Origin of the sequence: Blautia sp. AF17-9LB, assembly GCF_003479185.1 — a bacterium.
Taxonomy (GTDB): domain Bacteria; phylum Bacillota; class Clostridia; order Lachnospirales; family Lachnospiraceae; genus Fusicatenibacter; species Fusicatenibacter saccharivorans.
Window position 1 is genome coordinate 65,326 of the sequence record NZ_QUGU01000020.1, and the last position, 22,650, is coordinate 87,975.

Here is a 22,650-nt window from a genome sequence, read left to right on the forward strand (position 1 = left end):
TGAAAATGCTCCTTATTTTACTTGTCACTGTGCTCTGCCCACAGCCGAATTATGCTTCTTCCTCTTTCGCTCCGGTTCCGAGGGCAATCCACTTCAGATATGCGTTGATAAACAGATCAATTCCGCCGTCCATGACTGCATCGACGTTTCCGGTCTCTGCGTTGGTACGGTGGTCTTTGACCATGGTGTATGGCTGCATAACGTAAGAACGGATCTGGTTGCCCCAGCCGATCTCGGTTACTTCGCCGCGGATGTCGCTCAGCTTATCTGCCTGCTCCTGGAGTTTCAGCATATACAATTTTGCTTTCAGCATCTGCATTGCCTTGTCCTTGTTCTGGAACTGGGAACGCTCATTCTGGCACGTAACCACGATGCCGGTCGGCATATGCGTGATTCGGATCGCCGATGACGTCTTGTTGATGTGCTGTCCGCCGGCACCGCTGGAACGGTACGTATCGATACGGATATCCTCATCACGAACCTCAACATCGATCTCTTTGTCGATATCCGGCATAACATCGCACGATACGAACGATGTCTGGCGTTTTCCTGCCGCGTTGAACGGAGAAATACGGACGAGACGGTGAACGCCTTTTTCGGATTTCAGATAACCGTAAGCGTTTTCGCCGTTGACCTGGAATGTCACGGACTTCACACCGGCCTCATCACCGTCCAGAAAGTCGAGTTCCTCGATCGTAAAGCCTTTGCGTTCTGCCCATCTGGTGTACATACGGTACAGCATGCCGCACCAGTCGCACGCCTCGGTTCCGCCTGCACCTGCGTTCAGTTTGATGATCGCATTGTCCTTGTCAAATTCGCCGGACAGCAGGGTTTTGATGCGGATGGCATCGAAGGATGCCTTGAACTCTTCCATCATTTCCGCGATTTCCGGAACAACGGAATCGTCATCCTCCTCCTGTCCCATCTCGATCAGAGTTTCCATATCTTCTTTGGCGGATACCAGTTTCTGATACGTATCTCTGTCCTCTTTCATGCTGCTCAGCTGTTTCATCTGCTCCTGCGCTTCTTCGGGGTTGTCCCAGAAATTGGGTTCCTCCATTTTACGCTCTAATTCTTCGATCCTCTGCTCTTTGTTAGCGAGGTCAAAGTGAATCCCTCACTTCCACTAATGGTTTATCGTATGTGCCAAGTTCCATTTTGAACTGGTCTAATTCAACTACCACAAGCTTCACCTGCTTTCTGTTTTATATTTTGTATGACACGCAGCTTCTGGTAGGGAAGCTGCGTGCTTTGTCAAACGGATCGTGCTCATCCCTCTCACTGCTGTTCTGCTTTTATCAAACTGGTTTTCTTCCGCAGCACTGTTTGTACTTCTTGCCGCTTCCGCACGGGCATGGATCGTTTGGATAGATCTTACGTTCTGCGCGCTGTACCGGTTTTCTCGGGCCGGACTCGTCTTTGTTGGTTCCGGTCACTTTGGCTACCTGCTCACGTTCTACTTTCTGCTCAACACGTACATGGAACAGGAGACGGACGGTATCCTGCTGGATGGACTCGAGCATTTCGTTAAACATGTCGTAAGCTGCCATCTTGTACTCAACCTTCGGGTCTCTCTGGCCGTATGCCTGCAGGCCGATACCCTCGCGGAGCTGATCCATATCATCGATATGATCCATCCACTTCTGGTCGATAACCTTCAGAAGAACGACACGCTCAAGCTCACGAATCTGCTCCTCCTCCGGGAATTCTGCTTCTTTCTCCTCGTAGAGTTTAACAGCTTCCTCTTTTAACTGCTGTTTCAGCTCGTTTTTGGAAATCTTCTCTACGCGCTCTTTTGTCACTGCCTTCACCGGCATGATGGAGAGCAGCATCTCATTTAATTCTGTCAGATCCCACTCGGACTGCTCGGTGTTCTCGCCGATGCAGAGATCTACGGTATTGTCGATGGTGTCGGCAATCATCTTGAAGATGGTGTCTCTCATGCTCTCGCCGTCCAGAACGCGGCGTCTCTCTTTGTAGATGATCTCACGCTGCTCGTTGTTGACCTGGTCATAGTCGAGCAGGTTTTTACGGATTCCGTAGTTGTTGCCCTCGATCTTCTTCTGCGCTTTTTCGATGGCGGAAGAAAGCATCTTGTGCTCGATCTGCTCATTTTCCGGTACGCCGAGGGATTTGAAAATGCCCATCAGTTTTTCGGAACCGAAGAGTCTCATCAGATCGTCTTCCAGGGAAATGTAGAAACGGGACTCACCCGGGTCTCCCTGACGGCCGGAACGACCGCGGAGCTGATTGTCGATACGGCGGGACTCATGACGCTCGGTGCCGATGATCTTTAAGCCGCCGGCAGCTTTTGCCACATCATCCAGCTTGATATCGGTACCACGGCCGGCCATGTTGGTCGCGATGGTAACGGCTCCTGCCTCACCGGCATGGGCTACGATTTCTGCCTCGAGCTCATGGAACTTCGCATTTAAGACCTGATGCGGAATTCCCTCGCGGCGAAGCATTTTGCTGATCAGCTCGGAAGTCTCGATGGTGATGGTACCAACCAGAACCGGCTGGTTCACGGCATGTGCCTCTTTGACTTCCTCTACGACTGCGTGGAATTTCTCTTTTTTCGTCATGTATACGGCATCGTCCATATCCACACGGATGACCGGGCGGTTGGTCGGGATCTCGATAACGTCCATGCCGTAGATGTCACGGAACTCCTGCTCCTCGGTGAGGGCAGTACCGGTCATGCCGGCTTTTTTCTCGTATTTGTTAAAGAAGTTCTGGAACGTGATGGTTGCCAGAGTCTTGCTCTCTCTTCTTACTTTTACGTGCTCTTTTGCCTCGATTGCCTGATGCAGACCATCGGAATAACGGCGGCCCGGCATGATACGGCCGGTGAACTCATCGACGATCAGAACCTCGTCGTCTTTGACTACGTAGTCCTTGTCGCGGTGCATCAGATAATTGGCACGCAGCGCCAGGATCACGTTGTGCTGGATCTCCAGGTTCTCCGGATCGGAGAGATTCTCGATATGGAAGAAGTTCTCGACTTTCTTCACACCGTCATCGGTCAGGGTAACGAATTTGTCCTTCTCGTTGACGATGAAGTCTCCGGTCTCCTCGATCTCCTCGCCCATGATCGCGGTCATCTTGGTCATCTCGCCGCTTGCCTCGCCGCGCTGCATCTGGTGTGCCAGAATATCTGCGGTCTCGTACAGCTTGGTGGATTTGCTGCTCTGTCCGGAAATAATCAGAGGTGTTCTTGCCTCGTCGATCAGGACGGAGTCGACCTCGTCGATGATACAGTAAGCAAGCTCTCTCTGTACGAGCTGCTCCTTGTAGATCACCATGTTGTCACGCAGGTAATCGAAACCAAGTTCGTTGTTGGTGATGTAGGTGATGTCGCATGCATACTGCTGGCGGCGCTCATCGTTCTTCATATCGTTCAGAACGACACCGACGGTCAAACCGAGGAATCTGTGGACTTTGCCCATCCACTCAGCATCTCGGTTTGCCAGGTAATCGTTGACGGTAACAATGTGGACACCGCGTCCGGTCAGTGCATTCAGGTAAGCCGGAAGGGTGGAAACGAGGGTTTTTCCTTCACCGGTTTTCATCTCAGCGATACGGCCCTGATGGAGGATAATACCACCGATCAGCTGTACGCGGTGGTGTTCCATACCGAGGGAACGTTTTGCTGCCTCGCGGACGGTTGCGAATGCTTCCGGGAGAATGGAATCCAGGGATTCGCCTCCGTTGTAGCGGTCTTTATATTCCTTTGTCTTGGCACGCAGCTCTTCATCGGTCAGCGCCTGCATGGTCGGGCGGAGAGCTTCGATTTTGTCTACGATTGGATAGATTCGTTTCAGCTCGCGCTCACTGTGCGTACCAAAAAGTTTTTCTGTGAATTTCATAGAATGTTTGCTCCTGCTTTCTCTATTAATTGCCATATTAACATATGGTACTATTCTACCACTTCTGGCACAAGATAACAATGAATTTTTCGTAAACATTTGGTGCCGTTCCCCGGTTTTCCGCTGTTTTTACGGCTTTTCCCGGACTTTCCGGCCCTTTCCGCGAAAAAGTCACCCTGTTTCACAGCTTTTCTAAGCTGGAAACAGGGTGACTGTTCATTCTTTATTTACTTTTCAGCACTCCGGCTCGATCAGACCGTAGGTGTTGTTCTTTCTCTTGTAAACGACGTTTACTTCGTCGGTCTCTGCATTGCGGAATACGAAGAAGGTGTGTCCAAGAAGTTCCATCTGTACGCAGGCATCTTCCGGATACATTGGTTTCATGCCGAATTTTTTCGTACGGATGATCTGGATGTCTTCGTCCTCCAGATAGTCATGCTCCAGATATTCTTTCTGGAAGTTTCCTGCTTCCTGCTGTTTGTCGGCAATTTTGTTTTTGTATTTGCGAAGCTGGCGTTCGATGACTTCCTCTACCAGATCGATGGATACGTACATATCGTTGCTTACCTGCTCGGAACGGATGATATTTCCTTTTACCGGAATGGTAACCTCAATTTTCTGTCTTTCTTTCTCTACGCTTAAGGTTACAATGACATTTGTGTCAGGCGTAAAATATTTCTCCAGTTTGCCAAGTTTTTCGTTGACCGCGGCTTTTAATCCCTCTGTCACGTCAATATTTTTTCCGCTGATGGTAATTTTCATTATGCCCAACCCCTTTGCTCTCAAATTTTACAGGCTCTTCACTTCCCCTGTAAGTAACTCTAATTATAGCAATAGTTGTCTCTATTTGCAATAGTATTTAGAAAATTCATGAATATTTTAGAGTTTTTTCCTGCAATTTTTGTGATTCTTTCTTTCCGTCCATTTTTTCTCGCATCTATATGAGGAAATCAAACACACTTTATCCTGTCATGTTATTTTCTTTGCTTGTTATCTTTTTCCTTACCTTCTGCACATTTCCAGTACGTCTTCAAATTTCATGTTTCCGCCAAACAGATCCAGTGCGCTTCCGATCGTCACATCCACATGATCGTTCCCAACCTTTTTCAGCAGTTCCAGATCCGCAAAGTTTCCGACGCCACCGGCATATGTAACAGGGAAATCTTTCATTTTCGCAAGTAATTCCACCAGTTCTGTCTCGATACCGGATGCTTTTCCTTCGACATCTACCGCGTGGATCAGAAATTCATCACAGTATTCCGTCAGATGATGCAGGAGCGGTTCCGTTACTTCTTCCTCTGTAAACTTTTGCCAGCGGTCCGTTACAATATAATATTTCCCGTTTCGTTTCCGGCAGCTTAAGTCCATGGTCAGCCGCTGTTTTCCAACAGTCGTTACCAGTTTTTCGAGATTTTCATAGAATACATGGCCATCCCGGAACACATACGATGTCACGATCACATGGCTTGCACCGGCCGTCAGAAATTCGCAGGCATTTTCCGCGTCGATACCGCCGCCAACCTGCAGTCCGCCCGGATATGTAGAAAGTGCCAGCAGCGCCTGCCGCTTTGTTTCCGGATAATATTCGGAATCTTTTTTGTTCAGAAGAATCACATGACCTCCGGTGATCCCTTTTTCTTTATATAACTGCGCATAGTAAGACGCATCCTGCTCCGAAACAAAATTTTCATTTGCCTGGTTTCCCTGATCTTTTAAGGATCCCCCAACAATCTGTTTTACTTTTCCATTGTGGATATCAATACATGGTCGAAATTTCATAAATAAAGTCCCCTGTCCCTTTCCTGTTCATCGAATGGATATCTGTAGTTAGCGATGATTCGGTTAAAAAATTTTTATCTCCCTCAAATTTCTCATATTATATCAAATTTCGGACTTCCTGTGTGCAAATTCACTCTTTTTTCACTAAAAAGCTCCCCTTGGATCTTTTGTTCGTGTGCATGACAGCAAAAAAATGCCGCAATCCGGATTTTTTCCCGAACTGCGGCATCCCATTATACTTTATCTTATGTTTTGTCCTATCCCGTGCTTATGCCTAGACTCATGTTTCAGTCTATCCTTGGGTTTATGCCTGGAATCATGTTTTCTACTCCTGTACCACAGAATAAGAATAGTCAGAAAGATTGACACGGATCACCGTTTCTTCTCCGGACGGTGTACCGTCCATTTTCACATCAACATGATCACCTTCGTAATGTACTTCATATGCCCAATAGTATCCCGGATAGAAACTTTCTACTTCATACAATTCATTTCCGTCTTTATCAATTGCGCCAAAATCCGGTCCATAGAAAGAGCAGTAATAAAGTGTTCCGTCCGGTCCGAAATCCGTTCCTGTCATGGAACCATGTGATGATGCACTGTGCCAGATTTCTTTTCCGTCCCGGAGGCGTACGGCATAAATAACTTCACAATGCGCATAATAATACCTGTCTTCATAAATTCCAATTTCTGTATTGGCTGTTATCTCCGCTGCCGGAGATTTTTCTGTCTCAATGGTCCATACTACATTTTCATCCTGATCCAATCCGGTAATCACAGCATACTCCTGATCCCGATTTTCTTCTGAAGCAAACAGGTCATGCGTTTTTTCTCCGTTATTATAAAAGGTTTCCAGTATTACATGTGTTGCATCTTTTTTTGCCACCTTTTCCAGGGCAGCTTTCAGATTCAGCATCGGATACTCTTCCCGCTTGTCCTCCTGACAGGTTGATCTTGCGGTTCCGGCTGTGGAGATCAGTGTCTCTTTTACCTCCTCCGCCGAAAGTTCCGGAGCCACAGACCACAGAACAGCCGCAGAACCGGAAACCAGTGGGGCCGCCATGGATGTTCCAGGCAGATTTCCATATTTAATCCCGTTTTTCACTGTTCTAAGATTTTCATGGCCTGGATTTTCTTCGGTATAGGAATCATCTTTTTCTGTAATCGTGCTGTAAACATCATATCCAGGTGCAACAATATCTATATTGGAACCATAATTTGAAAATTCTGTCATTTGATATCCCTTTTCTGTTTCCTGCACTGCACCTACAATCAGGATATGATTTCGAATTTTCTCATAGGAGTATCCGCTTCTGCTTAATCTATGCGTTTCTCCATCCAGTCTGTTATAAACCTCCTCATTAATTCCGCAATAATCTCCTGTCTTTTGAACATCAAATCCCACACCACCGTTATCATACCCATTGCCTGCACTCTGGACAATTAAAAATCTTTCCTGTTGATTTAAAAGCAATTCAAAAAGCATCACTATCATCTGACTGGAAGTGCATTTTGCGCTCGTTTCTAATTCCTTTTGATAACTTTCGTACAACTCATATTTCTGATCAATCTTCCCTTTTTCTATGAGAAACTCCGCTATTTTTTCTTCCCATACCGGTCTTTCCCCGATTAGCGTATCTTTTAAATACTGCTCTCTGGATTGTATCACAGTTGCCCATGAATTATTCACCACGCAGGCCATATGTTCACTTAGCATCGTTTCAATCATCTGTTTTGTTACATTTACATATTCTCCTGTACTGAAGAGATCTTCTTTCCACCAGCTCACAAAATACAAATCCGTCCGATCTGCCACACCACGGATTCCGGCCTGATTATTTTCCGCACCGATCAATCCCGTCACATGTGTGCCATGGTCAAATGCCAGATTTTCTTTGTAATCTTCCAGCCAGTGAATTTTACTTTCGCCGTTTTTCTGAAATTCTTCGTGTTCCGCATCAACTCCATCATCCATAATGCCGACCGCCACATTGGCAAGATCCTGCTCGTGGGAATCAACATAGTCCCATGCAGAAAATGCTCCAATTGCCTCTGCCCACCAGTCATTTCCATCTGGTTTGCTTTCATTATGGTCATTATTCTTTTTATCCTGTTCTCCTGCCTCCCATGGATTCTCATCTGCAGTATTTTCCATCATCATCGGAATTTCCGTCGAACTGTAGAGCACATTTTCTTCTTCCATCAGAATTTCAGCCTTCTGTTCCAGATCCGCATACGCGGTGTCCTCCACCAGGATTTCAATCACGTTCATGCTTCCGCTCATATTTCCAACCAGCGTTCCATCTACCTTTGCTGCAAGTGCTTCCCGCTCTTCCTGGCTGCTGTTTTCTATCAGATAAACAATCAGCAGATTTTCGTAGTACAACAGGCCGGTATCTTCATCATAAGAAACGGTACTTACCGACGGCTGATAAACCGTATCCCCATTGGCACATTTTTTCATTGTGCCTGGCTCTTTCACATCCTGACTATCCTGCGACTGTTCTCCATTCTGATTCTTGTTCTGTTTTTGGCTTTGGTCACCTTCATCTGCCTGCACTTTTTCCTGTTTTTGTTTCCATTCTTCCAGTTGTCTTTCTTTCCATCCCTGTATTTGCTTCTTCTGTGATCCAACTGCAATGGCAAGCAGGATACCTAAAAACAGCACAATCACAATGACAAGTACCAGAAATCTTCGAATTTTCTTTTTTCTCTTCTTCTTTTTTTCTTCCGCCACATGGCAGCCACAGTACTGGCAATAGGCATCTTCTTTCTGAATCCTGCGTCTGCACCTGGGACATTTGATTTCCTTTTTCATTTTCTGCTCCTCTTATTGCAGTTTTGATCCGCAGCGCGTACAAAACTTTTCTCCTTCTTTCGGAATTCTTCCGCAGGAGGGACACGCTGACCGCATCTTCGAAGCTGCCGGGTTCTTTGATACGGTTTCTTCCGGCTTGATTTTTTTCGATTCCGTTTTTTTTGATTTGATTTTTTCCGGCTCAATTTTTCTTGAAATACTTTTCTTTGAAGCACTTTTCTCTTTAGAAACCATTCCCCACAGTGCAAATATAAGAATCAGAACATGAAGTGCTATCCACACCCACACAAATTCCATGCGAAGCGGCATTCCTGTCATCTGGCCGTTATAATCAACCTTGTTTTTCCATCCCCAGCTGAGTCGTTGCATTGACCACGCAAGACCTCCGTTTGTCACGATGGATAATACAATTGCCAGAACATAGGTCTTTTTTCCATTTAACAGCGTAACCAGAACTGATCCCACAAGCGTTACTGCCGCTGTTCCAATCAACCATGCGTTGATATTTTCAAAGACACTTTCCTGCATCAGTTTCCAGATCATCCCTCCGACAAAAGAGTCTCCTTCCTGGCTTTCCATTCCATAGAGAATCACATCGTAAAGCCGGATGGCATCATCTTTCCAGCCGATCATTCTGCAGAAATATAGTGGTATCGTACATAAAAACAGAATTACAATGACGTATTTTGCTTTTGTTTTCATCTGAAAATTCTCCTGTTCTGCTCTATTTTTATACTTCTTCGGATGGTTCCAGCACCATTTTGCTATCTGCTGTATCCATTTCCGAAAATAACTTTTTGCCTTTCAGATCGTAATAATCTGTCTTATCTACCTCGACATATTCCGACTCACCATCCACAGTCTCTTTTTCTTCCTCGCTGTATGTTACCTGCAGGATTCCATCACTGACCAGTTCTCCTTTTTTTCCATCCTCAACGGTATATAACAGATTCCCGCTTAAATCATACAATTCTTTCTGATCGATCAGTAATGTCTTATCTTCCATGGAAAAAGATTCTCCGGCAATCGGATCGGCAATTTCTTTCATGGTATCCGCATTGATCAGGCAGACATAAAACTGATTATCTTCCCCATACATGGAAAGTGCAAGAACATTATCCTCGATGCAGCTTGTTGTAGTGGAATAATATTTAAAATACGGCGCATACTTTCCTGTATATTTTTTGATATCGCCTGTCTCCAGATCACACAAAAAATAAATGTCCTGGTCGTCCTGTCTTACCGTAAAAAGTGCATATTTTTTTGTCCAGTCGAGCAGAGTCGGATATCCGCCAAACGGGCCAAGATACTGACTCGGGATTTCAATTTCTTTTTCTTCTCCATTCCCGATCACTGTAATATGAAACGGATTTTCATCCCCTGCCCAATATCCATCGTCCATTGCGCCCGTTTCTATGATAAGTCCGTCCCGCATTCCATGTTCTTCTGCTTTGTCAAACGAAACGTTTAACTCTGTTTCTTTTCCCAGTTCCGGCTCAACCAGAACACAGACTTCTTTCGTACCGTCCATTTTTTTATACAGAAATTTTCCATCACCCATGTAGGATCTTTTAAAACTCAGATTTTCCAGGTCCTGATTGCTGACTGTATAATCACACACTTCACCCCCTTCCGGACTATACAGTGTATATTTCCAAAACCCGGCATCATCCCAGGATACATTTTCTTCCTCCTCCAGCCAGGTATAACCACCGCCGTAATCTGCCACTTTGTCTGCATCATACTGGCTTTTTATCATTCCATCCGTGTCAATCACATAAAAAATATTGTCATAGACGAACCAGTTATAACCATTATTAAAATTCACATCGTACCGATAAATATCTGCATCAATTGCATCTTCATCAAAAGGTATATAAAACTTTAACTTTCCCTTTTTATCCAGAAAGCCTTTGTAAGATTCCCCCTTTCCGTGAATTCTTACAAAGGCAAGTCCATCCTGAAATTCTCTTGCATCAGAAAATTTCATATTTTCCAATGTATGAGACGTCTCCGCATTTGAACTTATATCGTCTTCATCATCCGACCATGTATCATCATCATCTTCTTCTTCGTCGTCTTCGTCGTCATAGTTTTCTTTCGATCCATCGTCCCAACCCTCAGAGTCGAGATACCATTTTCCGTCAATTTCAACAACCGCTATCTCCATTTCTTCCGGTTCTATGCCGGATGCACTCACTTCCACAAACACATTTCTTGCATCGGTGACCGTATCTCCTTCTTCTCCATAATGACTTTTTATTTTTTCCATGTTGCCTTCGGACTGTTTTTCTGATCTGACTGGCCAATGGGTAATTTGTATATCCCCAACTTCATCTTGCAGTTTCTGAAGTTCCTCTTCCACTGCATTTTCTATGATCCACTGTAACGTTTCCCCATATTGGCCAAAATACCGCTCCGGCAACAGGCTCAGAAGCGTATCGGTATCTCCTGTAAATAATACTTCGACTGCACGATCTGCCACCTGCATATATTCCTCATCGGACTCCTGGCTTTCCGCTGTTTTTCCAGCTTTTTCCCCTGATTCCGTCATCTGGAGTATTCCATATTCCGGAACAAACTTCCATGGATATAAAATTGCTATAGCCGCCATAATTCCAAAAGTAATGATCAAAATTCGGCTTCCTGCTTTTTTCATATATTCTCTACTCCTTTTTCTCTCATCGTATCTTTACTTCTGAATAGAGTCCTAATATAATTTTCCAGATTTTTTGCACTCTCTTACTCTGTAAGGACACTGCTACTCTGCTTTCCACAATAGGTAATAGGGATCTCTTCTCACCAGTCCAGCCCATTGTCTGTAATGGTTATGGTATGTCCCAGTTTTTCTTTCGTGAGAATTTCATAACTGTCCCCATATAATTCTACAAATGGGTGTTCCATGTTTTCCCCGGACTTCACACAGAAAACTACTGCTCCGACTGCCACTATTGCAGTCAGGCCAAGTGCTGTCGCAATTTTCCATCCTTTTTTTCTGCGTTTTACCGGCAGCACGGCGTCCGATTTATTGTATTCTGCTCTTTTACGTTCAGCTGTGTTTTTTTCTTCTTCTTTTTCTTCTGCTATCTTTTTATTTTCTGCTGTTTCCCTCGTTTTCGTTCTGACAGGTTCTATCGTTTTTTTCACACTCGGTTTGACCGGCTCTGTTTTTTTTCTCTGCTCCTCTTTCCCATCATCCGGCACTATATCTGGCACTACAATATTTCCATCCTCCAGTTTTGCTCCACAGCTTCCGCAAAATCTTGTCGCATCTGACCACTCTTTTCCACATACCGGGCATTTTTTCATACTTGTTTTCCTCTCCTGTCCCTTTTTATCCACAAATCTTTTTTCTTTGCAATAAATGATCCAAAATCCACCTCCCTATTTTGGATCATTTATCTTTTTGCTGTCTGATTTGATCTTCTCTTCTGTGCTTTGCTTTTTCAAACACGCTCTCGATTTTACTCGTCAACTTTATGTCCACAAACCGTACAGAATTTCATATCCGGTTCCAGCGGTGCTCCGCATTCACTGCAAAAAGCCGGCCGTTCCTGTTCTTCTTCCACCGTTTCCTGTTCTTCACTCTGCAGTTTCATTCCACAGCTGCTGCAGAACATCATTTCCGGTTTGATTTTTGCACCGCAGCGCGGGCAGCTGTTCATTGCATTGATTGCCTGGATCTGCAGTTTGCATGCTTCCATAGCCTCTTCCAGCTCCCGGATCTGGCCAATTTCCTCTTTGACTTCTTCCAGCGGATTTTCCCGATATGCACAGTAAACTTTATATCCTATTTCACTGTAGATTTCATTGATTTTCGTCTCTGATTCAGAAACCGCCATATTCAGTTTCGTAATCTCCGACAAATCCTTTGCTTTTTGCATAGTTGAATATCCTGCTTTTGAAATTTTTCCTTTTACTCCATCTAAAAATGCCATTTTTCTTCCCCTTCCATTTCTTTTTTGTACTTTATGATCTGCTTTTTTTAGATCTGCCGTCTTCTCTCTTATAAGGGGCTTTCCCCTCCTGATTCACGCAATTCCCCGCCTCACTGCTTATTGCTTTCCTCAATGAAAACAGGGATTTCCTTGATTTGATTAAATTTTTCCGCTCAGCGCGCATCACTTTTCGATTCGTTTTTCTATTTTTCTTCCTTATAGCTTTTCAGGACACGGCTCAGACTCTCCGGCGATAAATGCAGATAGGAAGCGATATCTTTCTTACTCACAACGTCTACCAGATCCCGATAGGTATCAACAAAATATTGATATCGTTCCTTTGCCCTGTGGTTTGCAACAATATCCTCATGTTCAATTAGCTTTTTATATGCAAGGCTGAGTGCACGGTTATATAAACGCATCATTTCCGGCGATTGCTCAATCAACTTCAACAATTCTGGTATCGGGACGCACAGCATGGTACACGAACTGATTGATTCTATCGTCAAAAGTGATTTCACATTTACGGATAAATTGGAAATTCCTACAACAATGTCTCCTTTTAAATAACCAAAGCAGGAAACATGCTCTTTTCCATCTCCCTTGCTTTCACAATACCCTTTTACAATGCCCGATACCAGAAAAGGAACGCATGGCAGCGGTTCCCCTTCTCGAATGATAACTTCCTTATCTTTCACCTTCCAGACATACGCCATTTGTTCCAGACTGCTCAGCACATTTTTATTTTTGATACCTAAATAAGTTTTGAAGAACTCCTGTTTTTCTGTATTTTCATTTTCCAACCGCTCTATTTCCTTTCTGCCTTTTTATTTTACATTACATAACATCAATCTTTTTTATTCCTATGCAATTTTGTTAATTATATCATGAACAGTTTTTCACATCTCATCATTCTCTTGATTTAGATCAATATTTGCAATTTTCTGAATATTCTGTATTTTTAAATTTTGTCAAAAAAGAAGAACCTGTTTCTCCTGCAGGTTCTTCTTTTCATTTATCTCATATTTTCTATTTCTTTCATATTAGAGCGTGTTGGAAAAGACTTTTCATATTCTACATGCTCAAGTCTGTGAGAAATTTTGTCCGAATGAGAACAAAAACAGATAGATTTTTTATTTATCAATATCCTCAAACGCTTCCTTCACCTTATCCATAAACCCTTTTTTCTTCTTCGGCTGTTCTGCGGTATTCTCACCATCGGCTGCTTTTGCTTCTGGCACCTGACGGTTTCCGCAAGCTTCATCAAAGGCACGAAGGGCTTCTTTTGCTTTTTCGTTCAGCTTGGTCGGGGTCTGCACGACAAGTGTTACATAGTGATCGCCGCGTACATTGCTGTTCCGGAGGGATGGAACGCCTTTTCCTTTCAGACGGATCTTGGTATCGGTCTGAGTTCCCGGTTTTACGGTATAGAGAACATCTCCGTCAACGGTGCTGATCTTCACATCACCGCCGAGTGCTGCCTGTGCAAATGTAATCGGTGCGGTGGAGAAGATGTTCATATCCTGTCTCTGGAAGATCGGATGACGGGTTACCTGAACCTCGACAAGCAGATCTCCTCTTGGTCCGCCGTTTACACCCGGCTCGCCTTTTTCACGGATACGGATGCTCTGGCCATCGTCGATTCCGGCCGGAATGTTGACCTGAATGCGTTTTCTGCTGGATGTATAGCCCGTGCCGTGGCATGCGGTACATTTATCGCGAATGATCTTTCCGGTTCCGTTACAATCCGGACAGGTCGTCACGTTTCTCACAGAACCGAACATGGTCTGCTGTGTGTACGTAATCTGACCAGTTCCGTTACATTTGGAGCATGTCTCCGGTGAAGTTCCTGGTTTTGCGCCGGTTCCGTGGCACGTTGTACAGGTATCCTTCAGGTTGATCTCGAGCTCTTTCTGGCATCCGAAAACAGCTTCCTCAAACGTAATGTGGACAACAGCGCGGAGGTTTGCTCCCTTCATCGGTCCATTGTTTGCTCTTCTTCTGCTTCCGCCGCCACCGAACAGGTCGCCGAAAATATCGCCGAAGATATCACCCATATCTCCGCCGCCAAAGTCGAAGCCGCCGAATCCGCCGGCTCCTGCGCCGCCACCGCCGTTTTCAAATGCAGCGTGGCCAAACTGATCGTACTGACGCCGTTTGTCCGGATCACTCAGCACGCCATAGGCTTCTGTCGCCTCTTTAAATTTTGCCTCGGCCTCTTTGTCGCCCGGGTTCATATCCGGATGGTATTTCTTGGCCAGTTTACGGTATGCTTTTTTTAATGTTGCATCGTCCGCTCCGCGGTCTACGCCGAGGACCTCGTAATAATCTCTTTTTTCTGCCATTTATGTTCACCTTTTCATTTCTGTTCCACAAATTTCATCTTTGCAGAAATGTTTTTCCGCACGCTCCAGTATAGCACTTTTCCGAAAGCAATACCAGCATAAATACAGGGGGCGGAATGTATTTTCCGTCCCCTGCAAACATTCGCCTCACAGGGCTTTTTGCGTTTATTTACTTATTGTTTCAACTCACAGTCGGTATTTTCACGGAGTGTGACATGCCGAAAATTAAACCTCTTTGTAGTCAGCGTCTACGACATCGTCGTCATGGCCGCCTGCTGCTCCTGCATTTCCCATATCCGGGCCTGCACCTGCTGTTCCGGCACCAGCGCCTGCTGCTCCGCCCTGCTGCTCATACAGTTTTGCAAACAGTTTCTGAGCGCTTGTCATCAGTTTTTCCTGAGCTGCTTTCAGATCAGCTACCTGTGCATCGGTCATTTCTTCCGGATTGCATTTTGCAATGAGATCTTTCAGTGCGTTCAGGTCAGCTTCTACTGCTGTTTTGTCGTTTGCATCAAGCTTGTCGCCGACTTCCTCGATTGCTTTCTCGGTCTGGAATACCATGGAGTCTGCATCGTTTCTTGCGTCGATTGCTTCTTTTCGTTTCTTATCCTGAGCCTCGAACTCAGCAGCTTCTTTGACTGCTTTGTCGATCTCGCTGTCGGACATGTTAGAGCCTGCGGTGATGGTGATGTGCTGCTCTTTTCCTGTTCCAAGGTCTTTTGCAGATACATTTACGATACCGTTGGCATCGATATCAAAGGTAACCTCAATCTGCGGAACGCCTCTTCTTGCTGGCGGAATTCCATCCAGACGGAACTGGCCGAGGGATTTGTTGTCTTTCGCGAACTGACGCTCACCCTGTACTACGTTGATATCTACTGCTGTCTGGTTATCTGCTGCTGTTGAGAAGATCTGGCTCTTCTTGGTCGGGATTGTGGTGTTACGCTCGATCAGACGAGTTGCAATACCTCCCATGGTCTCGATGGACAGAGACAGCGGAGTTACATCCAGAAGAAGGATATCGCCTGCGCCGGCGTCTCCTGCAAGTTTACCACCCTGTACGGAAGCACCAAGTGCTACGCACTCATCCGGGTTCAGGCTCTTGCTCGGCTCGTGTCCGGTCAGCTGTCTTACTTTATCCTGTACAGCCGGGATACGGGTAGATCCGCCTACCAGAAGGACTTTGGAAAGCTCGGATGCCTGAAGGCCTGCATCAGAAAGTGCTCTCTGTACCGGCTCTGCGGTTTTCTCTACCAGGTCGTGGGTCAGCTCATCGAATTTAGCCTTTGTCAGGTTCATATCGAGATGTTTCGGGCCATCTGCGGTTGCAGTGATGAACGGCAGGTTGATGTTGGTTGTAGTTGCGCTGGAAAGCTCTTTCTTTGCTTTCTCTGCTGCTTCTCTGATTCTCTGCAGAGCCATTTTATCATTGGAAAGATCTACGCCTTCCTGTTTCTTGAACTCAGCAAGGATATAATCTGTTACTTTCTGGTCGAAGTCATCGCCGCCCAGACGGTTGTTTCCTGCTGTGGAAAGAACTTCGATAACGCCGTCACCGATCTCGATGATGGAAACATCGAAAGTACCGCCGCCAAGGTCGTATACCATGATCTTCTGCTCATTTTCGTTGTCCAGTCCGTATGCCAGAGCTGCTGCGGTAGGCTCGTTGATGATACGTTTTACATCAAGACCTGCGATTTTACCGGCATCTTTGGTTGCCTGACGCTGTGCGTCATTGAAGTAAGCCGGAACTGTGATAACTGCTTCTGTTACTTTCTCACCAAGGTAGTTCTCTGCATCACCTTTCAGTTTCTGAAGAATCATAGCGGAGATCTCCTGCGGAGAGTATTTCTTTCCTTCGATGTCTACTTTATAGTCAGTACCCATCTCACGTTTGATAGAACGGATGGTTCTGTCTGCGTTTGTTACAGCCTGACGTTTTGCCGGCTCGCCGACCAGACGGTCACCTGTTTTTGTGAATGCTACGATAGATGGAGTTGTTCTTTCACCCTCTGCGTTTGCGATAACGGTTGGTTTTCCACCTTCCATAACGGCTACACAGCTGTTTGTTGTTCCTAAGTCAATACCAATAATTTTGCCCATTGTTGTTTCCTCCTCAATGAATTATGCTAAAAAATGGTTTAATTTCTATTTATTTATCTTCAAGGCTTAATTAGCCACCTTGACCATACTGTGACGGACTACGGAGCCTTTGTACATGTAGCCCTTCAGGAACTCTTCTACGACGATGTTCTCGCCGGCTTCCTCATCCTCCACATGCATCACTGCGTTGTGCAGGTTCGGATCGAATTCCTTTCCAACGGCCTCGATCACGGTTACACCGAGTTCATCGAGTGCTGTGGTAAACTGTTTGTATACTTTATTCATGCCGTCTGCGAACGGATCTTCCTCCGGGTTTTCCACCGTTGCAAGTCCGCGCTCGAAGCTGTCAACAACCGGAAGAATCTTCTCGATGATGTCTTTTGCTCCAATGGCATACATATTTGCTTTTTCTTTTTCGGTGCGTTTGCGGAAGTTATCGAACTCTGCCATCTGACGGGTCAGGCGGTCAGTCAGCTCTTCGATTTTCTCATCTTTTTTATCTTTTTTCTTTTTGAAGAACTTTCGTTCTTTGCCATCCTCAGCAGTTTCTTCTGCAGCTTCCGCTTCTTTTGCCTCTGCTGCTTTCTTTGCTTCTTCCTGCTCCGCAGCCGGTTCGGTTTCCGGCAGATCGGTCTCTGCTCCGGTTTCTTTTTCCATCTCGCGTGTAGGTTCTTCCATGGTTTCCTCTTTCTTTCTATTTTCTTCGCTCACTGATCATTCCACCTTTCTACTCACCTGTGTCCGGCTTTTTGAAGACGGCGTCCAGTTGAACTTTTAATGTTTTCAGGTTATCTACCACATTTTCGTAATCCATCCGCTTTGGTCCCACGATACCGATTGTTCCGCGCATACCGTTTCCCATATCGTATGTGGTGGTGACCACGCTGCAGTCCCGTAAGGGTTCCATCGAAGATTCATTTCCGATGTATACCTGAATACCGGTATTTTCCTCTCCGTCCTGCTCCTCGGCAGCTCCTTTGATCATATCGACCAGTTTCTGCCGTTCCTCGAATGTGGAGATCAGCTGGCTGGCTTTGCTGCTGTCGGAAAGCTCAGGGTACTTGAAAATGTTGGTTGCGCCGCTGGTGTACACCGGCACATCTTCTTCGCTGACTGCGATGGCTTCCGCTACGGTATCGACCACTTTGCTGATGATGCCGGAGTGGATGCCTGCCTGCTCTTTCATCTTCTTGATCATGCCAAGATTGATTTCTTCAATGGTCAGGCCATTGAGCTGTGTGTTCAGAAGCAGGTTCAGCTTTAATATCTGTTCATCGTTGATGGTCTCGTCTAGGTCGATCATCTGGTTTTTCACCAGGTTGCCTTCTACGACGATGACGGCCAGGAGCTGCTCTTCATTGACTTTTGAGAGCTGGATGAATTTCACTTTATTTCTGTGATATTCCGGTCCTGTAATCAACGTTGCATAGTTGGTAGATGAAGCGAGGACTTTGACAACCTGCTGCAGAACTTTTTCCATTCGGTCTGTTTTTTCAATGACCATGTTTTTGATGTCTGCAACTTCCTGTTCTTTTTCCCGCATCAGCTCATCTACATAGAGGCGGTAGCCTTTATCGGAAGGAATGCGTCCTGCGGAAGTGTGGGGCTGTAAGATGTAACCCATCTCTTCCAGATCGGACATTTCATTCCGGATTGTGGCGGAGCTTAAATTCAAATCCGTGTATTTGGAAATCGTTCTTGAGCCGACCGGCTCGCCCGTTTCCAGATACGTCTGGATGATCGCTTTTAATATTTTTCTTTTTCTTTCATCCAATTCTGTATCCACTAAGATAAGCTCCTTCCTGTTGTATAGTCCTGTTAGCACTCGTTTCAGTGGAGTGCTAACATCTATGCTCTTAAGATAGCACTCTGCCTTTTGTTTGTCAACACCTTTTCCCGGTTTTTCTATGAAGAAATTGTGAAAAAAGTATAAACCGTTTTCTTTCTGAAAAGGAATCTGACTTTTCTTTTTTATTGCATTCTACTGTTTCAAAGGCGCTATAGCCGTATGGTAGGATTCTGCCATTTCGATACGACCATTTAGTAGCATTTTCTCAGAGGTGATGAATCATGAAATATCAGAGACTGGAGGATCTGCGCACGGACCGCGATCTGACGATCCGCCAGGTTGCCGACTATCTCGGCTGCAACCGCGATGTGTATACCCGATATGAAAAAGGCGTCCGGCAGCTGCCGATCTCCATTGCCATCCGTCTGGCGGAGCTGTATCAGGTCAGTCTGGATTATCTGGTCGGCATCAGCGATGAGAAGCGGCCGTATGGATCCTGACTTTCCGGTGTCTCCGCCGCAGCAAAAGCAGGAGGACAGTTTTTCTTCTCCCTGTCCTCCCTGTTTTGCTTTTTCGTTTACAGATTCTGCAGATATTCCATCATCCGCGTTTCGCTGAGTTTCCATCCGTCCGGCTCCCCGCAGAGATACAGCGTAAAATGCCCGCACGGGACTCCGTTTTCCAGGTGGATGCCGGTATACAGTTCTACAATGAGGAGTTCTTCTGCTTTTTCTTCATATATATTAGTGATCTGATAGATGCGCTCTCCCTTTTCGTCCACCGGCCATTCTTTCTTCAGCACATCCCTCAGACGGCTCTCCCGCCCCTGCGCTTCGCATTCTTCCTCCCGGCTGATCATTTTTTCAAACGCTTCCGGCGTCTCCATCCGTTCCACTATATTCTGGACAAAATCTTCTATTTCTATTCTTTCTGCTTTTCCCATTCGTTCCCCCATTTCTGCCGTACATATTTTTCTGTTTTCTGCACAGGCTGTCTTCACCCGCCGTTTCTCTCTCCCGCCCCATTCTCCAATTTGCGACCATATGATCTGATTTAACTTTGTTCATCCAACCGTTTGGTAGTATGGGTTTGAATCTGAAAGGATGGTACAACGTATGAAATACCAGAGAATTGAAGATATGCGGATCGATCAGGATCTCACCATCAAAGAGATTTCTGCCCTGCTCGAATGCAACCGCGACGTCTATTCCCGCTACGAAAAAGGAATCCGCGACATCCCGATCGACTATGTGATCCGGCTTGCACGGTTCTATGACTGCTCGGTCGACTATCTGCTGAGTGTCTCCAGTAAAAAGAGAAAATTCGGCGATTAATTTTTTTATTGTTGTCTTTTTTATTTTTGTGTTTTTCGTTTTGATACGACCGTTTGGTCGTATTTTATATTATAATGGTATTCTTATTTTGCGTCAATTCTGAACAAGAAGGAATCAAAATCGGACGCAAAAAAGCGTGCCGGAAAGTTTTCTGTCGCTTTTCCGGCACGCTTTTTTTCATGCTCTTTTCTTCTTTTTTATTTCTGATTTTTTATTCTTCCATGTCATCCAGGCTCTTCTTCAGTGTGATCATTTTGTCACGCAGCTCGGCGGCCATTTCGAAGTTGAGTTCGGCGGCAGCGGCTTTCATCTGTTTCTGTACCTGGCCGATCAGTTTTTCCAGTTCTTCGCGGCTCATGGACTCCGGGTCTTTTTCCATCTTTTCTTCTGTCTTTGCCACTTCTTTCGAAATGCTGATGAGATCGCGGACGGCTTTTTTGATGGTGGTCGGAGTGATGCCGTGTTCTTTGTTGTAGGCTTCCTGCAGGGCACGGCGGCGCTTCGTCTCGTCGATTGCGAGGCGCATGGAATCGGTCATCACATCGGCGTACATGATAACATGGCCCTCGCTGTTTCGTGCGGCACGGCCGATGGTCTGGATCAGGGAGGTTTCGGAACGCAGGAAACCTTCTTTATCGGCATCCAGGATCGCCACGAGTGTGATTTCCGGGATGTCGAGACCCTCACGCAGAAGGTTGATGCCGACGAGCACATCGAAGACATCGAGACGCATATCACGGATGATCTCGGTCCGTTCCAGGGTGTCGATATCGGAGTGCAGGTAGCGCACGCGGATGCCGGCCTCTTTCATATAGTCGGTCAGATCCTCTGCCATACGCTTCGTCAGCGTCGTCACGAGAACTTTGTTGTGTTTTTCAGTTTCTTTCTTTACTTCCGAAATCAGATCGTCGATCTGTCCCTCCACCGGGCGCACCTCGACATCCGGGTCGAGAAGGCCGGTCGGGCGGATGATCTGTTCGGCGCGCAGCAGCTCGTGGTCTGCCTCGTAGTCGCCCGGCGTGGCAGATACGAAGAGGATCTGATCGATCCGGTCCTCGAACTCGCCGAAGTTCAACGGGCGGTTGTCTTTTGCGGACGGCAGACGGAATCCATAGTCCACCAGCGTCGATTTCCGCGACTGGTCGCCGGCATACATGCTGCGGATCTGCGGAACAGTCTTATGCGACTCATCCACGATGATGAGGAAATCATCTCCGAAATAGTCCATCAGTGTGTAGGGCGGCTCGCCTGGCTTTAATCCGGAGAGGTAACGCGAATAGTTTTCGATGCCGGAACAGATGCCGGTTTCTTTGAGCATCTCAATATCAAAATTGGTCCGCTCCTCGATGCGCTGGGCCTCGATCAGTTTTCCCTCGTGCTTGAAGAACTTCACCTGCTCTTCCATATCCTTTTCAATCTCGCCTGTTGCTTTCAGGATCGTGTCCATCGGCACAACGTAGTGGGAGGCAGGAAAGATTGCGATGTGGTTCAGTTCACATAAGATTTCACCCGTCAGCGTATCGATCTGCACCAGACGGTCAATCTCATCCCCGAAGAACTCGACGCGCACCGCCTTGTCCGTCTCCTCCGCCGGAAAAATCTCCAATACATCACCGCGCACGCGGAACGTACCGCGGTGGAAATCCATATCATTCCGGTCATACTGAATATCAATCAACTGCCGGATCACATCGTCCCGGTCCTTTTCCATTCCCGGGCGGAGCGAAATAATCATCTCCATGTAGTCCTTCGGGCTTCCGATTCCATAGATACACGAAACACTGGAAACCACAATGACATCGTTCCGCTCACTCAGTGCAGAAGTCGCGGAAAGCCGCAGCTTATCAATCTCATCGTTCCGCGCAGAGTCCTTCGCAATATACGTATCCGAAGACGGCACGTAAGCCTCCGGCTGGTAGTAGTCGTAGTAGGAGACAAAATATTCTACTGCATTCTCAGGGAAGAATTCCTTAAACTCACCGTACAGCTGTGCTGCAAGTGTTTTATTGTGCGCTATGATCAAGGTTGGCTTATTTAACTGTGCAATAACATTTGCCATGGTAAAGGTCTTGCCGGAACCTGTAACGCCCAGCAAAGTCTCGCATTGATTGCCTTCTTGAAAGCCTTTGACCAGTTTTTCGATTGCCTGGGGCTGGTCGCCTGTAGGCTGGTATTCGGAGTGTAATTTGAATATTTGTTGTGAATTCTGCAAAAAAGCACCTCCTGGTTTTTATATCAAAAAAGTTCGTCTATCAGTCAGAAATTCGTCGAAGCACATTCTCTGATTTTAGCCGAATATGCCTCTCGACGAATTCTGTTCACCACCCGATATTTTATAGACTGATAAAAAGTAGCAAAACTAACGTGGACGAATTAACACTCAAATGTAAGAGATATTATATCATGGAAATTTAAAATTGTATATATGATACGAACATTAGTTCTTCAAAAATTCATTTACATTTATCATTGTATCCAGAACAATTTCCGTATCCAGCTCCTTCTTTTCCGGTAATACTTCTTCCATATAAGAAAGCAATTCCGGCGGAATCTCCTCAGCTATAATATTTCCATTGTGGTATGTGGAGCATCCGTTGCGCTTATTAGAATAATATACTTTTACAATCGAGTAGGAGAAAATTCCTCTTGATGAGGAATTTTCGACCTCTCACACC

General features: G+C 45.8%; 18 protein-coding genes. 2 read left to right on the forward strand and 16 right to left on the reverse strand.

Annotation, left to right across the window (positions count from 1 at the left end):
- Positions 1 to 49: 49 nt before the first annotated feature.
- The 14 genes from prfB to hrcA form a co-directional block, all read right to left on the reverse strand.
- A protein-coding gene (gene prfB / locus DWX00_RS17165; protein ID WP_117509617.1) for a peptide chain release factor 2 occupies positions 50 to 1,157 on the reverse strand; the annotation gives its coding sequence in 2 pieces (ribosomal slippage) (positions 50 to 1,105 and positions 1,107 to 1,157; 1,107 coding nt in all).
- A gap of 141 nt (positions 1,158 to 1,298) precedes the next feature.
- Positions 1,299 to 3,869 (reverse strand): preprotein translocase subunit SecA, encoded by a 2,571-nt coding sequence (gene secA / locus DWX00_RS17170; protein ID WP_055218413.1) that lies wholly within the window; start codon positions 3,867 to 3,869, stop codon positions 1,299 to 1,301.
- Between the two features lie 234 nt (positions 3,870 to 4,103).
- Entirely contained in the window at positions 4,104 to 4,631 is a 528-nt protein-coding gene (gene hpf / locus DWX00_RS17175; RefSeq protein WP_055218411.1) for a ribosome hibernation-promoting factor, HPF/YfiA family, read from the reverse strand.
- Between the two features lie 240 nt (positions 4,632 to 4,871).
- The gene (gene hisA, locus DWX00_RS17180) at positions 4,872 to 5,648 is read right to left on the reverse strand and encodes a phosphoribosylformimino-5-aminoimidazole carboxamide ribotide isomerase (protein WP_117801388.1); all 777 of its coding nucleotides are present in this window, start codon (positions 5,646 to 5,648) and stop codon (positions 4,872 to 4,874) included.
- A gap of 325 nt (positions 5,649 to 5,973) precedes the next feature.
- A complete protein-coding gene (locus DWX00_RS17185) occupies positions 5,974 to 8,466 on the reverse strand; it encodes a S8 family serine peptidase (protein ID WP_118595862.1) in 2,493 nt (830 codons plus the stop codon).
- Between the two features lie 12 nt (positions 8,467 to 8,478).
- Complete coding sequence (locus DWX00_RS17190) at positions 8,479 to 9,168, reverse strand: zinc ribbon domain-containing protein (RefSeq protein WP_055228299.1); 690 nt, start codon at positions 9,166 to 9,168, stop codon at positions 8,479 to 8,481.
- Positions 9,169 to 9,196: 28 nt separating this feature from the next.
- Positions 9,197 to 11,125: a hypothetical protein gene (locus DWX00_RS17195; protein WP_118595863.1), complete on the reverse strand. Its 1,929-nt coding sequence runs from the start codon at positions 11,123 to 11,125 to the stop codon at positions 9,197 to 9,199.
- 140 nt (positions 11,126 to 11,265) lie between these two features.
- The gene (locus DWX00_RS17200; protein WP_118595864.1) at positions 11,266 to 11,775 is read right to left on the reverse strand and encodes a zinc-ribbon domain-containing protein; all 510 of its coding nucleotides are present in this window, start codon (positions 11,773 to 11,775) and stop codon (positions 11,266 to 11,268) included.
- 155 nt (positions 11,776 to 11,930) lie between these two features.
- Complete coding sequence (locus DWX00_RS17205; RefSeq protein ID WP_055228296.1) at positions 11,931 to 12,404, reverse strand: zinc ribbon domain-containing protein; 474 nt, start codon at positions 12,402 to 12,404, stop codon at positions 11,931 to 11,933.
- A 203-nt stretch (positions 12,405 to 12,607) separates the two neighbouring features.
- Positions 12,608 to 13,207, reverse strand: a complete 600-nt coding sequence (locus DWX00_RS17210; RefSeq protein WP_118595865.1) for a Crp/Fnr family transcriptional regulator — start codon at positions 13,205 to 13,207, stop codon at positions 12,608 to 12,610.
- A 330-nt stretch (positions 13,208 to 13,537) separates the two neighbouring features.
- The gene (gene dnaJ / locus DWX00_RS17215; protein ID WP_118595866.1) at positions 13,538 to 14,749 is read right to left on the reverse strand and encodes a molecular chaperone DnaJ; all 1,212 of its coding nucleotides are present in this window, start codon (positions 14,747 to 14,749) and stop codon (positions 13,538 to 13,540) included.
- A gap of 225 nt (positions 14,750 to 14,974) precedes the next feature.
- On the reverse strand, positions 14,975 to 16,852 hold the full coding sequence (gene dnaK, locus DWX00_RS17220) for a molecular chaperone DnaK (protein WP_117509603.1): 1,878 nt from the start codon (positions 16,850 to 16,852) through the stop codon (positions 14,975 to 14,977).
- Between the two features lie 66 nt (positions 16,853 to 16,918).
- A complete protein-coding gene (gene grpE / locus DWX00_RS17225) occupies positions 16,919 to 17,530 on the reverse strand; it encodes a nucleotide exchange factor GrpE (protein ID WP_055218747.1) in 612 nt (203 codons plus the stop codon).
- A gap of 49 nt (positions 17,531 to 17,579) precedes the next feature.
- Positions 17,580 to 18,638 carry a heat-inducible transcriptional repressor HrcA gene (gene hrcA, locus DWX00_RS17230; protein WP_022461073.1) on the reverse strand — a complete coding sequence of 353 codons (1,059 nt, stop codon included), beginning with the start codon at positions 18,636 to 18,638 and terminating at the stop codon, positions 17,580 to 17,582.
- Positions 18,639 to 18,922: 284 nt separating this feature from the next.
- Between hrcA and DWX00_RS17235 the strand changes: the two genes are divergently transcribed.
- The gene (locus DWX00_RS17235; protein ID WP_117509604.1) at positions 18,923 to 19,141 is read left to right on the forward strand and encodes a helix-turn-helix domain-containing protein; all 219 of its coding nucleotides are present in this window, start codon (positions 18,923 to 18,925) and stop codon (positions 19,139 to 19,141) included.
- Between the two features lie 77 nt (positions 19,142 to 19,218).
- Here DWX00_RS17235 and DWX00_RS17240 read toward each other — a convergent pair whose 3' ends face one another.
- Positions 19,219 to 19,584, reverse strand: coding sequence for a hypothetical protein (locus DWX00_RS17240; protein ID WP_117804611.1), 366 nt, complete (start codon positions 19,582 to 19,584; stop codon positions 19,219 to 19,221).
- Between the two features lie 172 nt (positions 19,585 to 19,756).
- Here DWX00_RS17240 and DWX00_RS17245 point away from each other — a divergent pair, with 172 nt between their 5' ends.
- Entirely contained in the window at positions 19,757 to 19,975 is a 219-nt protein-coding gene (locus DWX00_RS17245; protein ID WP_055228291.1) for a helix-turn-helix domain-containing protein, read from the forward strand.
- Between the two features lie 211 nt (positions 19,976 to 20,186).
- Here the strand turns inward: DWX00_RS17245 and uvrB are convergent, their stop codons facing one another.
- A complete protein-coding gene (gene uvrB, locus DWX00_RS17250; RefSeq protein ID WP_055228290.1) occupies positions 20,187 to 22,187 on the reverse strand; it encodes an excinuclease ABC subunit UvrB in 2,001 nt (666 codons plus the stop codon).
- Between the last annotated feature and the right edge of the window lie 463 nt (positions 22,188 to 22,650).